Below are 12,684 nucleotides of genomic sequence, written 5' to 3'. Positions count from 1 at the left end.
GACTATATGTCTTTTCGAGTGGAGAAAGATTCATTAGGCGAAAAAAAAATCCCTGCTCAATCCTATTATGGAATACAAACATTACGAGCAGTTGAAAATTTCCCGATAACCGGTATACCGATTCATAAAGAAATCACTTTTGCGTTGGCGGAAGTCAAGAAGGCATCAGCATTAGCGAATATCGAAACAGGAATGCTGAAGTTTTCCATTGGTGCTAATATCGTTAAAGCAGCAGAGGAAATAAGTAATGGTCAACTGTCTGAAGAGTTTATTGTAGATAGCATTCAAGGGGGAGCTGGGACTTCCATTAATATGAATATGAATGAAGTCATTGCAAACCGAGCTTTGGAGCTGATGGGAAGGTCAAAAGGTGAATACTTCTATTGTTCACCAAATACCCATGTCAACATGTCTCAGTCCACTAATGACACTGTACCAACAGCAGTAAAAATTGCCGCTTTTCAACTTACACAACAGCTTATTGATACGCTGGAACAATTGGTCGAAGGATTCAAGCAAAAAGAAAAAGAGTTCGATGATGTGATTAAGATGGGGAGAACCCATTTGCAAGATGCCGTCCCGATTCGATTAGGACAAGAATTTGGAGCTTACCGGAGTGTGATCGAGCGTGATCTCAAGCGCATTTCTCAGGCCGCTAAGGAGCTCCTTAGCATTAACATGGGAGCCACAGCAGTAGGTACAGGTTTAAACGCTCAAGAAGACTATATTAAAAAGGTAACAGAGCACTTAGGGAAACAATTAAATATCCCGCTATATTCTGCTGAGAATCTTATAGATAGTACTCAAAATACAGATGCATATACGACATTGTCTGCTACACTAAAAGTGAGTGCTGTTAACCTTTCAAAGATTTGTAATGACATACGTTTGATGGCTTCTGGTCCATTCACAGGACTTAATGAACTTTCATTACAACCCCGCCAACCTGGTTCCTCAATCATGCCCGGTAAGGTGAATCCTGTTATGGCGGAAGTAGTAAACCAAACTGCCTTTCAAATCATTGGTAATGACCAAACTATTTGTATGGCTTCTGAAAGTGGTCAATTTGAACTAAATGTCATGGTTCCTGTTTTATCTTTTAACCTGCTTCAATCTATTAAAATATATAAAAATGCCATTGATGTTTTTTACCGTTACCTCCTTTGTGATTTGAAAGCAAATAAGAAAAAGTGTCAAAGCTATGTTGATAATAGCTTAGGGATTATCACAGCCTTAAACCCGTATATTGGGTATGAAACAGCCGCTCAACTAGTAAAAGAAGCTATTGCCACTAAGAAAACTATTGTCGAGATTTGTCTTGAACGAGGCTTGCTATCAAAGGAAGAACTAGAGGAAATTTTAAATCCTTTCGAGATGACCACTCCTGGAATCGCAGGCAACCGTTTTCTGTTGAAAAACTAAGAAGCAAGAAAGAAGCAAGGGGACGGTTCTTACGCTTCCTTCTTCCATGAAAAAGAAGCAAGAGAAGAACGAAAATATATCCCCATAATTTTACTACTTTTGGCCGTGCTCCGCCTTCTGATATTGATTATTCAACTAATCTATTAATCAATAATCAGGAGGCAATTTTATGAAGCAATATGATCAAAAAATAGAACTATACTTTGAACTTAAAGGTACACCCGAATCCTCAAGAGAATCCTATTACCGAAGAATACAGGCATTTCTTTCCTTTATGCAGGAACTAGATAGACCCATTTATGATATCAATCAAGAGGATATCCAACAATATATTTTTCCAATTAATAAAAGAAAGTTAGTAAGTAAAACAAAAGGAAAATCGAAGAATGAATTCCCATAGCCTGGGGGCCGCGACTTCATTCTTCTCGGCCAATCAAAAATTTTGCATGATAAAAAGTAGTGAGTGTGAAAAGAAGAGTGCTGAATTTTGTCTATTATTGTCGAGAAATCGATAAATGGCCCAAAGTTGAAAATAAAACTCCAGAAGTTGAAAATAAAATCCCAGAACTTGAAAATAAAGCAGCCCTACTTGAAAATAAAATGACTAAACTTGAAAATAAAGGCTCTTTTCTAAAAGATTGTTGCTTTTAGCTATTGAACCGTTATCCAAGCGAAAGCTTGGTTCTTCACGCTTTGGCGTGAAGCCTTTGAACATAAATCAGCCAGATGGACAAATGAATTTGTCCATCTGGCTGATTTATGTTCAAAAAATGGTCCAATAGCAACAAAGTTTACGAAAACAGCTAAAATAAAACATCTTAACATAAAAATAAGACATGCAAAGTTTAAAATTTCCCCTTCTTTGAAGGAGAGTGCAATCAATTTTCCAGCAAAGAAAAAGGAACCAGAATGGATCAACACATTCTGGTAACTACATTAACAATGATTTGATATATTATTTAATCATTTTACTAGATAATCGTTTGCTAAAATACCAAAATACAAGATAAAGGACGATCGATAGGGTGATTCCTGTAAACCAAGAAATGCTATATAGCGGGGCGAAGGCTGGGATAAAGTTTCCTATTAAACTAAGTGTGCCTGCTAGGAGCATCGCAAGGACCGCCGGAAGATTGATCGCTGTTGTTAAGGAATGCTCACCCTTTGAAGTATATAACGACTGGACATTGATTTCTTTTTTACTGATGAAAAAATAATGGGCTAACATAACACCGATAACAGGACTTAACAATCCCCCGACGACATTTAAAAATGCAAAAATACTAGTAGAACTCTCCATTAGTTTCCATGGCATAATCAGAATTCCGATTACCGCTGCAACTAAAGCACCTGATTTAAACGTAAATCTTTTTGGGAAAAGAGCGACCAATTGATTACCAGCAGGGATGATATTACCAACAATATTTACTGATAGAGTTGATAAACAAACGGTTAATAAGGAGAGGACGATCGCAAAGTGACTATCAAACTTGTCAACGACCTCTAGGACATTCCAAATCGGGACCCCAAAAGCAATTTCTGAGCCGACAATAATCGAAATACTTGCGATTGCAAAAAGCAAATAAGTCGTCACAATCCCAGCTATTTGACCGAAGAACTGGTCTTTATTGGAGCGAGAAAACCTTGTGAAATCAGATACACTTAAAATCGGAGCGACCCAAGTGGCCAAAATCGCCGAAATGCAAGTGAATATGACAAAAACACTATTTCCGTCGACCCCTTTAGCGCTATAGCTAAGTATAGGTGAAATGCCTCCAGCTAAATTAATCGCCCAAATACTCATGCCGCCGAAAACAATAAAAACTAACGGTGAGATCACCTTCGTTAACCTTCCTAATGTCGTAATTCCTCCATAAATAAAGGAAACATTGATTGTCCAGAAGATTAGAAACGAAAGAAGATTAGGCAGGCTTAATCCAAAGATATTCCAATTTCCGCCTAATGATAAGAAGTCTGGCCAAAAATAACCGATAAGAATCGAAATTGCGAGACTGCCTGCAAACGTTTGAAGCCCGAACCACATAATAGCGGCAATGATCCCTCTTAGCACCCCCGGAAGTATAGCACCTTTTGCACCAAAGCTTGTCCGGAGCAGCATCGTGAACGGAATACCATACTTATAGCCAGCATGACCATTTAAGACCATCATTGCCGCAAGGATGATTGCTGAAATTAAAATAATGAAAAATACTTGTGAAATCGATAATCCGATCGCAAAAAATCCCCCGATGGTTACATAAGAGGGGATGTTATGGACCGACCCCATCCATAATGAGAAAAAATGCCCGAATTTCAATGTTCGAGCTTCTGGCTTTGTCGGCCTTAAGTCTAAGCTATGAATCGATATATCATCAAGTAATGCTTCGTTGTGTTCCAAAGAAAATTCCCCCTAGGATCTATTAAAGGTATTCTCTTTAGCAAAAAGAGATTGATAGATGAAAAAAATGAGACAAATCAAGCTGGAAATAGCAAAACTCATCCAAATGGCCGTAAGATTTTTTAGTATAGGTAAAGCAACGTATCCTCCTGCAGCACCGATGAATGATGCTAAGGGAATGATGAAAGGCAGCTTTTTGTTTCCAAGAATGATATATAGCATTGGAACGATCATGGCTGCGTAAATATTCCCGAAGAAAAATAGTAACTCGAGCGGATTCGGGGTAAGAATACTTACCATAGCAAGTAAAAATACACAGATCATTCCAGAAAGAATGTAAGTGTATTTCCACTTTTCCCTATTCGTTAAAGGGCGAAATAGCTCGAGTATATTTTTTACAATTAACGTTGTTGTTGCATGAATTTCCGCACTAATTGTAGATGAAATTGCACTAAAACAAAACAGAACAAATAAGACAATGAGCAACGTCGATTGAATTTTACCGACTAGCTCAAAAAGCAACGAATAAATGTTTTCATAGCTTCTCCCAAAAATAATGATCATCAATAGGGAGGATAATGCCAGTGGGATGGTAGCCCAAATTAATCCAGCTAGAGTAAAGATCATTTGGACTTTTTCTTTCTTTAAAATAAATACCCTTTGCCAAGTGGCCCGATCGATGATTACTTGTCCAAAGCCGATGATGATCGCAGTAAAAATAAACCAAATGGCATCTGTATTTTTAATGTACAATACATAGGGATGGTAAAGCTTAATCCCTTCATAAACAGGATAGACGCCTTCTTGAATATAAAAATAGACGGGGATAAAGATGACAGCACCAAAGATCAATGCTACATTTACACCGGCAAGCTGATGAAGCCGCTGCATGCCGCCAACTCCTCCGATAAAAAAGCAAAATAATAAAAAGATGAACATCCCTGCAAAAATTGGCACCGGAAAAATGATGTGTAACAGAATTCCTGCCCCCATGGCTTGCACAAACATAGAATGCGTGCTCGTTAAAAGGAGGATGAAGATCATATACCAATAACCGAATGGAGTTAATCGTTGTCTTAAAACGTCGCCTATCGTATGCTGGTTGTTATATTTCTCGCGGATTTTTTTCGCCAAAAAACCAAACAGAATTAGAGCAAGAGCACCCATTAGCGAATAGCCGATTCCTCCAGTTAGTCCATATTTTATTAACGTTTCTGGAGAGGAAAGAATCGTATTTCCTGTTATCCACCTTGACAATAAGCTTACAATACCGAATCCGACACCTAGTTTGATGGCTCCGCTTACATAAAATTGATAGTCAGTTTTCTTCAACGGTATTGCTCCTTCAAGCGATAATCACGTGGAGATTGTCCAGTCATTTTGCGGAACATTTGGCTAAAATAATGCTGGCTGTTAAACCCGCACCGCTCTGAAATGGCACTAATACTTAAATCAGGGAATTCCATCAGCATTTTTTGGGCTTCCTTTAAGCGAAAGTCATTTAAGTATTCGGAAAAGCCCATTCCGACTTCTTCATGGAATTTTCTGCTGAGATACGCTGAATTAATATGGATTTTAGACGCGAGATAATTTAACGTTAACTTCTCACTATACTCCTGCTGGATAATTTGCAAGGCTTTAACAATTTGTTCGGAGTACCTGCCCAATCGTTCATACCTTGCCAATACGCCCATTAACTCATCCTCAATAACAGGTTTTGTAATGTAATCAACAACGCCAAGGCGAATGGAGGTTTGAGCATATTCGAAATTTTGAAACGCTGTGACCATGATAATGTCCATTGTATAGTTACTCGAAAGCTCCATTGCTAACTCAAGACCTGACTTTCCTGGAAGCTGAATGTCCAGTAAAGCAAGAAAGATGTCGTGCTGTTTAACGATTTGCAGGGCTTTCGAAGCATCTTGTGCTTTGAAAAACGTCCAAGTTGGAAACTTTTTTTGAACGAGATATTCAAGCTGATCTAACTCAATCGGTTCATCATCTACTAGCAAGATATTCATTTGGTTCTTTCACCTTCCCGTTTTTCAGACTTGATTACAAAGGGGAACACAGCTAAAACGGTCGTACCGTCATGTAAGTTAGTTAATTGGACAGAGGTGTTATGATCTGGGAACAGTAATTCTAGCCGTTTTGCAATGTTTTCTAAACCGAGCCCGCCTTCTTGAGAACTCTCTTCAAGGCTGTCAAACGAGTTGTTCCAAACGGTTACGTGTACTTCCTGTTCCTTTTTTACAACCTCAATTTTTAAAAAAGCCTCACCGATATGTTTTTCAAATGAATGTTTAAAAGCATTTTCGACAAGCGTTTGTATTAAAAATGGAATAATAATCGCTTTCGTGACGTTTGGATCCGTTATCATTTCGTAATGAAGTCGATCTCTAAATCTTGTTTTTTGTATTTCTAAATAATAATTAATATAAGTTAATTCCTCTGCAATCGTTATAAAGTTATCATTCGTCTGGTATTTAAATTTAAGCAGCTTGGATAGTGTTTCAATTGAACGGATTAATTCAGTTTTGCGGTCGAGTCTTGCTAAGCCTAATATTGAATTTAACGTATTAAAAAAGAAATGCGGCTGGATTTCCTTGTTCAATTGATTATATAGAGCTGTTTGCAATTCTCTCTCTAACGCAATTTCACGTGTTTGTTTTTCAAGCAGATCGATTCGTTTTTCAAACAGAAACAAAAAAAGTAACGTAAATGCACCGACTAATGGAGCTAAGACACAAAACATGATATAGATGGAGAAAGCATCAAGGGTTAGCATTTTGCGAGTCTCCTTTTGTTCAAGAAAATGGGAGTAGAAGATAACTACTCCCATATTAATATATCATAGTAAACATTTTAAAATTTTTTAGGCTGTTTTCGTAAACTTTGTTGCTTTTGGACCGTTTTTTACGCTATGCGTGAAGAGCCAAGCATCCGCTTGGCTTACGGTCCAAAAGCTAAAAGCAACAATCTCTGAGAAAGGAGCCTTTTTTTAAAATAATTTTAGGCTTTTAATGTGATAATTCCTCTGCAAGATGACAGCTGACAAAATGATTGCGTTCAATTTCCCTTAAGGCAGGCTCCTTTTGCTTACAAATATCGGTTGCAAATGGGCAGCGCGTATGAAACCGGCATCCGCTCGGCGGGTCGATTGGTGAAGGCACATCTCCTTTTAAGATGACACGATCTCTTTTTAAAGCCGGATTAGGGACAGGAATAGACGATAATAACGCCTTCGTATAGGGATGAAGCGGCGAATCGAATAGTGATTTCTTTTCCGCGATTTCAACCACTTTTCCTAAGTACATTACCATTACACGGTCTGAAATATGTCTGACTACACTTAAATCATGTGAAATAAAGAGAAAGGTCAGCTGAAACTGCTTTTGCAGCTTTTTTAATAGATTAAGAATTTGCGCTTGAATGGAAACATCTAAAGCAGAAACCGCTTCGTCACAAATAATGAGCTTTGGGTTAACCGCAAGTGCTCTCGCAATCCCGATTCGTTGGCGCTGTCCACCGCTAAATTCATGTGGATAACGATCGAGTGATTCTGGAGGAAGGCCGACATAGCCGAGCAATTCCAGCATTCTGTCCAATCTATGTGATTTATCAACCACGTCTTGAATCGCCATCGCTTCATTTAAAATTTGCTTAACGGTTTGCCGAGGGTTAAGCGACGCAAATGGATCTTGAAAAATAACCTGTAAATCGCCTCTAAGCTTTCTAAGCTCTTTTTTATTGAGCTCTAAAATATTTTTCCCAGAATACTGAACGATTCCGCCAGTCGGTTCATCAAGCCGTAAAATAGCTCGTCCGGTTGTTGACTTGCCGCAGCCCGATTCTCCAACAATGCTTAAAGTTTCCCCTTCATAAAGTTGAAAGGAAACGTCATCTACCGCTTTGACATACGTTTTTGGCTTAAAGATAGAGTTTGTTTTAATCGGAAAATATTGCTTTAAATGGTCTACTTGTAGGATAACTTTTTTTTCAGTTGTAGCTTCCATCAGGAAAAACCCCCTCTTTTTCCGTTTTACCTGTCCATTGGTCAGTATAGATCCAGCACCTTACTTTAGAGCCGTCACTTTGTTCGATGAGGTCTGGCTGTTGTGTTAGACAAATCTCTTCTCGGTAAGGGCATCTGGAGGCAAAGCGACATCCGGATGGCATATTGTATGGACTTGGAATGCTGCCTTCAATCGTTGTTAATTCATCTTGGTCCTCATGAATTTTAGGCAAGGAGTCGAGCAAACCTTGCGTATATGGATGCTTTGGGCTAGCAAAAATTTGTTCTGTCGAAGCATGCTCGACAATATTTCCGGCATACATGACGGCGACCTTGTCACAAGTTTCGGCGACAACCCCCAGATCATGGGTGATCATGATGACCCCCATTCCGAGCTTTGTCTGTAAGTCTTTAATCAGCTCGAGAATTTGTGCCTGAATGGTAACATCCAAGGCGGTCGTCGGCTCATCAGCAATTAATACTTCAGGCGTACAGGCAAGAGCCATGGCGATCATTACACGCTGGCGCATCCCGCCGCTTAACTGAAAGGGCTCCTGCTTGGCTCTTTTTTCCGGAGAAGGGATTCCTACTAATTTCAGCATTTCCACTGATTTTTCCCACGCCGCCTTTTTACCCATTCTTTGATGCAGTCTTAATGCTTCAGCTATTTGTTCTCCGACGGGTATGACAGGATTTAATGAAGTCATAGGTTCCTGAAAAATCATCGATATTTCATTACCGCGAATGGACCTCATTTCATCCTCTGACAGCGTTACTAAATCTTTTCCTTTAAACAAAACCGATCCTCCTGCAATTTTTCCTGGAGGAGAAGGGATTAAGCGCAGAATAGAGAGGGAGGTCATGCTTTTTCCGCAGCCCGATTCTCCAACAACCCCGAGCGTCTCACCTTTATACAACGTAAAATCGATTCCATCCACGGCTTTACTCACACCGCGTTTTGTAGTGAAATGTGTTTTTAATCCTTTGACTTCTAAAATGGGTCTATTTTTTTCGTTCATGATAATCACCACCCCTTAATTTAAATCAATCCGTTTGTTAAAGAATCGATAAAAAATATCAACGAATAAATTAACGATGACAAATATTAGCGAGGCAAATAAGACGCCGCCTTGGACCATTGGCAGGTCTCTCATGCGAATCGCATCGACAATCATTCGACCTAATCCATTAATGGCAAAGATCGATTCGATAATGACCGTTCCGCCAAGTAAGGCACCAAACTGCAAGCCAACAACCGTAATGACAGGAATTAATGCATTTCTTAACGCATGCTTATAAATGATAATCCGTTCACGAAGGCCTTTGGCACGGGCGGTTCGAATATAGTCCTGGCGAACGACTTCTAGCATACTCGATCTCGTCATTCGAGCAACAATGGCCGCACCGCTTGCTCCTAAAGTGATCGCAGGCAAGATCACATGCATGATACTATCCCAGCCCGCAACAGGCAGGATTTGCAGTTTGACAGAAAAGAAATACATGAGCATTAAACCGAACCAGAAGCTTGGCAGTGAAATTCCAAGCAAAGCGATGAGCATAACACTAATATCTGTAAAAGAATACGGTTTGACAGCTGAAATGATCCCTGCTGCCATTCCGAGAACAATCGTGATAATGATGCTGAAAAAGGCAAGTTCGATCGTAATCGGCAAACGAACTAAAATTTCATCCAACACCGGCTGGCTATTCTTTAATGAAACTCCTAAATCTCCTCGGAACACATTTATTAAGTAATCAAAATACTGAATAAATAAAGGTTGATTTAACCCAAGCTGTTCACGAATGGCTTCAATCGTTTCTTTTGAAGCACCTTCACCTGCAAGCAGCACGGCCGGATCACCAGGAACGAGCTGCATAATAAAGAAAACAACAAATGTGACTCCAATAATCACTGGGATTGTTTGTAAGACACGGCGTAAAATAAACATCAGCATCGGTTAGTAACCTCCTCTTCACCTATTATTTAATTTTTCATTCTTGGATCAAATGCATCTCGTAAACCATCACCAAAAATATTAAAACCTAAAACTAAAATCGAAATGGCCAAGCCAGGAAACAAGGCAATGTATGGTGCTGAGAACAAGAAATCTCTACCACTGCTTAACATCGTTCCCCACTCTGGAGAGGGTGGTTGTGCGCCAAGCCCTAGGAAGGACAGACCAGCTGCAGAAAGTATCGCAGTGGCAAGGCGTAACGTACCTTGGACAATAATTGGTGAAAGAATATTCGGAAAAACATGCTTAACAATGATCGTTAAATCGTTGGCACCAAGTGATCGAATCGCATCAATATACTCAAGGCGTTTTACCTCTAAAGTCGATCCGCGAACAATTCTTGCAAATAAAGGAACTGAGAAAGCGCCAACAGCAATAGTCACATTGATAAGACTTGGACCAAGAGCGGCAATGATCGCAAGGGCTAATAAAATTCCTGGAAAGGCAAGCATTACGTCCATCATTCTCATAATGAATGAGTCAACCCATTTGCCGTAGTAACCGGCAACGAGACCAAAAATAATTCCAAAAAAAGCCCCGAATAATACGGCTGCAAATCCTACTCCCATTGAAAGCCTTGACCCATAAAGAACTCGACTTAAAATGTCTCTCCCTTTATCGTCAGTTCCCATCCAATGATCGATCGATGGCGGCATCAATTTATTTTCTAAATTAATTTCATAAGGACTATATGGAGCAAGCAGTGGTGCGAATAAAGCAATAAAAATATAGAAAACGATGATGATGGCTCCAACCAGTGCCGCTTTATTGATGAGTAATGTAGAAAGAAAGTCTTTCAGCTTCGATTCCTTTGGACTAAATAACGTTTTCGTGACGACATTTGGCTGTTCCGTTTTTACTTCAAGTGACATATGATTTCCCCCCTAAAAGTTTTTTCAGAAAATGAGACGGTAGATCGCTTTGAAAATTCCTCCTTTCAATAAAAGAGTAGGTATAGAAATGAAACGTGTTTTGTTTAAAATTATCAAAATTTTATGTAAAGTAAATGTTTTTTAAAGTAGTTGTCAAAATCTTTAAAAAACAAGTAAATATTCTGTAAATATTCCCTCGCATCATTTTCTATAATGCAGATAAGCGTTAGCGTAGGAGGTGAAGGATCGTTTTAACCGAAGAGGTCGGAATCTTTACAAATATAATAAGGGAGAGAAGAAAATGGGAAAAAAAAGAAGATCCATTCTTAGAAATGGAATTTTGTTTGCTTTCATCGGATCGATGTTATTTTTTACTTTCGGATGTACTACTGAATCGAACACGTCAAAGGAAACTGAAATCGAAATAGAAGAAGCCAAAGAAGGAGGGGAGCTAACTGTTGTTCGTTTGTCAGATGCAACAAAATTAGACCCTCATTTTATTACAGATATTCCTTCTGCGAACATCGTTTATCAAAAAGTATATGAAACTCTTGTTGAACCCGATAAAGAGATGAACATTCAACCTCTTTTAGCAACCGAGTGGAAGGTTATTGATGATACGACGTGGGAATTTTCGTTAAAAGAGGGCGTTACGTTTCATGATGGAACGCCATTTGATGCTAATGCAGTAAAAGCAACATTTGAACGGTTGCTCGATCCTGAGACTGGATCACCGCAGCGTGAGAAGTTCGCAATGATTAACGAAGTAAAAGTAATGGATGATTATACAGTCCAATTAATACTAGATTATCCTTATGCTCCGCTACTTTCGATTTTGGCAAGTAATGAAGGAAGTATCATGAGTCCCAATGCATTAGCGGAGAATCCTGAAAAATTAATGGAGCATCCAGTTGGGACAGGTCCATTCGTTTTCGAGGAATGGAAAACTGGCCAGGAAATTTCCCTAAAGAAGAATGAAAACTACTGGGGGAAAGAACCAAATATTGATCGTGTTGTTTTCAAAGTCGTTCCTGAGGATGCGACACGTTTAGCGATGATTGAAACAGGTGAAGCCCATATTAACGATCAAGTCCCTGTAACGGAAATTGAGCGAATTGAGGCCTCAGATACGATGGGACTTTACCGTACGGAAGGACTTGCTGTCGAATACGTTGGTTTTAATACGAAGAAGCAGCCTTTAGATGATGTAAGGGTGCGTAAAGCAATTAGTCATGCAATCGAACGAGAAGCGATTATTAACGGTGTCTATAATAACGTAGGTACTCTTGCGAATGCGGCAATGAGTCCAAAGGTGTTCGGTCACAGTGAAAATGTAAAGCCGTATGACTATGATTTAAATGAAGCGAAAAAATTATTAAAAGAAGCCGGCTTTGAGAACGGACTAACGCTCAATTTGCTGACAAGTGACCGGAAAGAACGAATTAATATGGCTGAAGTCATTCAATCTCAATTAAAGGGGATTGGAGTTGACGTGAACATTCAAGTGATGGAGTACGGTGCTTATATTGATACGATCGATAAATCGGATCATGACTTGTTTATTGGCGGCTGGGGAAATGCGACAGGTGATGGAGACTACAACCAATACAATTTATTCCATACCGCATCACAAGGACCTCCAGGAAACCACTTCTACTATAGTAACCCAGAGGTAGACGAAATCATCGAAGCGGCACGTCGCGTCACAGACGACGCAAAGCGGCAGGAGCTTTATGAGCAAGTGATGCAAATGGAATTAGCAGATGCCGTTTATATTCCAATCCGTAACTATGAGCATATGGCTGTTCATAGTAGTAACGTAAGCGATTTTTGGATCAATGCGGCAAACTATTTGATGATCGATGATGTGATCATTAAATAATAGCGTGGTTTGGGGTAAATCAGCTAACCATTTAATGCTTCAACCGATATTCAATAAGGAAAGTACTTTTGCTAAAAAAG

The 12,684-nt window shown here is 39.3% G+C and carries 12 protein-coding genes; 4 read left to right on the top strand and 8 right to left on the bottom strand.

Annotation, left to right across the window (positions count from 1 at the left end):
- The first annotated feature begins 6 nt into the window (after window positions 1-6).
- The 3 genes from J0N78_RS04370 (at window position 7) to J0N78_RS04360 (ending at window position 2,073) form a co-directional block, all read left to right on the top strand.
- On the top strand, window positions 7-1,422 hold the full coding sequence (locus J0N78_RS04370) for an aspartate ammonia-lyase (RefSeq protein WP_209121791.1): 1,416 nt from the start codon (window positions 7-9) through the stop codon (window positions 1,420-1,422).
- Between the two features lie 169 nt (window positions 1,423-1,591).
- A complete protein-coding gene (locus J0N78_RS04365; RefSeq protein ID WP_209121790.1) occupies window positions 1,592-1,822 on the top strand; it encodes a phage integrase N-terminal SAM-like domain-containing protein in 231 nt (76 codons plus the stop codon).
- A gap of 65 nt (window positions 1,823-1,887) precedes the next feature.
- Window positions 1,888-2,073, top strand: a complete 186-nt coding sequence (locus tag J0N78_RS04360; RefSeq protein WP_209121789.1) for a hypothetical protein — start codon at window positions 1,888-1,890, stop codon at window positions 2,071-2,073.
- 304 nt (window positions 2,074-2,377) lie between these two features.
- Here the strand turns inward: J0N78_RS04360 and ncs1 are convergent, their stop codons facing one another.
- The 8 genes from ncs1 to J0N78_RS04320 all read right to left on the bottom strand — a co-directional run bounded on the left by ncs1 (window position 2,378) and on the right by J0N78_RS04320 (window position 10,722).
- The gene (ncs1, locus tag J0N78_RS04355) at window positions 2,378-3,820 is read right to left on the bottom strand and encodes an NCS1 family nucleobase:cation symporter (protein ID WP_209121788.1); all 1,443 of its coding nucleotides are present in this window, start codon (window positions 3,818-3,820) and stop codon (window positions 2,378-2,380) included.
- 12 nt (window positions 3,821-3,832) lie between these two features.
- A complete protein-coding gene (locus tag J0N78_RS04350; RefSeq protein WP_209121787.1) occupies window positions 3,833-5,152 on the bottom strand; it encodes an SLC5/6 family protein in 1,320 nt (439 codons plus the stop codon).
- A complete protein-coding gene (locus J0N78_RS04345) occupies window positions 5,149-5,841 on the bottom strand; it encodes a response regulator transcription factor (RefSeq protein ID WP_209121786.1) in 693 nt (230 codons plus the stop codon). Before J0N78_RS04345 ends, J0N78_RS04350 begins: the two co-directional genes overlap by 4 nt.
- Window positions 5,838-6,608, bottom strand: a complete 771-nt coding sequence (locus J0N78_RS04340) for a sensor histidine kinase (protein WP_209121785.1) — start codon at window positions 6,606-6,608, stop codon at window positions 5,838-5,840. The genes J0N78_RS04345 and J0N78_RS04340 overlap by 4 nt, the downstream gene beginning before the upstream one ends.
- Window positions 6,609-6,840: 232 nt before the next feature.
- A complete protein-coding gene (locus J0N78_RS04335; protein WP_209121784.1) occupies window positions 6,841-7,836 on the bottom strand; it encodes an ABC transporter ATP-binding protein in 996 nt (331 codons plus the stop codon).
- Window positions 7,820-8,854, bottom strand: a complete 1,035-nt coding sequence (locus J0N78_RS04330; protein ID WP_209121783.1) for an ABC transporter ATP-binding protein — start codon at window positions 8,852-8,854, stop codon at window positions 7,820-7,822. Before J0N78_RS04330 ends, J0N78_RS04335 begins: the two co-directional genes overlap by 17 nt.
- Window positions 8,855-8,869: 15 nt before the next feature.
- Window positions 8,870-9,790 (bottom strand): nickel ABC transporter permease, encoded by a 921-nt coding sequence (nikB, locus tag J0N78_RS04325; RefSeq protein WP_209121782.1) that lies wholly within the window; start codon window positions 9,788-9,790, stop codon window positions 8,870-8,872.
- A 29-nt stretch (window positions 9,791-9,819) separates the two neighbouring features.
- A complete protein-coding gene (locus J0N78_RS04320) occupies window positions 9,820-10,722 on the bottom strand; it encodes an ABC transporter permease (protein WP_209121781.1) in 903 nt (300 codons plus the stop codon).
- 301 nt (window positions 10,723-11,023) lie between these two features.
- On the opposite strand from J0N78_RS04320, the gene J0N78_RS04315 reads away from it, so the two are divergent.
- A complete protein-coding gene (locus tag J0N78_RS04315; RefSeq protein ID WP_209121780.1) occupies window positions 11,024-12,604 on the top strand; it encodes a glutathione ABC transporter substrate-binding protein in 1,581 nt (526 codons plus the stop codon).
- The last annotated feature ends 80 nt before the right edge of the window (window positions 12,605-12,684 follow it).

Source organism: Alkalihalobacillus sp. BA299, assembly GCF_017745675.1.
Classification (GTDB): Bacteria; Bacillota; Bacilli; order Bacillales; family Bacillaceae_F; genus Alkalihalobacterium.
Note: the sequence above shows the minus strand (reverse complement) of the source record. Positions and strands in the feature narration are given on the sequence as shown.

Bases quoted from the DNA above. Each gene is read 5' to 3' on its own strand.
- J0N78_RS04370 (WP_209121791.1), top strand. From the start codon at position 7: ATGTCTTTTCGAGTGGAGAAAGATTCATTAGGCGAAAAAAAAATCCCT.
- J0N78_RS04330 (WP_209121783.1), bottom strand. From the start codon at position 8,854: ATGAACGAAAAAAATAGACCCATTTTAGAAGTCAAAGGATTAAAAACA.
- J0N78_RS04315 (WP_209121780.1), top strand. From the start codon at position 11,024: ATGGGAAAAAAAAGAAGATCCATTCTTAGAAATGGAATTTTGTTTGCT.
- J0N78_RS04345 (WP_209121786.1), bottom strand. From the start codon at position 5,841: ATGAATATCTTGCTAGTAGATGATGAACCGATTGAGTTAGATCAGCTT.
- J0N78_RS04340 (WP_209121785.1), bottom strand. From the start codon at position 6,608: ATGCTAACCCTTGATGCTTTCTCCATCTATATCATGTTTTGTGTCTTA.
- J0N78_RS04320 (WP_209121781.1), bottom strand. From the start codon at position 10,722: ATGTCACTTGAAGTAAAAACGGAACAGCCAAATGTCGTCACGAAAACG.
- nikB (WP_209121782.1), bottom strand. From the start codon at position 9,790: ATGCTGATGTTTATTTTACGCCGTGTCTTACAAACAATCCCAGTGATT.
- J0N78_RS04335 (WP_209121784.1), bottom strand. From the start codon at position 7,836: ATGGAAGCTACAACTGAAAAAAAAGTTATCCTACAAGTAGACCATTTA.
- J0N78_RS04365 (WP_209121790.1), top strand. From the start codon at position 1,592: ATGAAGCAATATGATCAAAAAATAGAACTATACTTTGAACTTAAAGGT.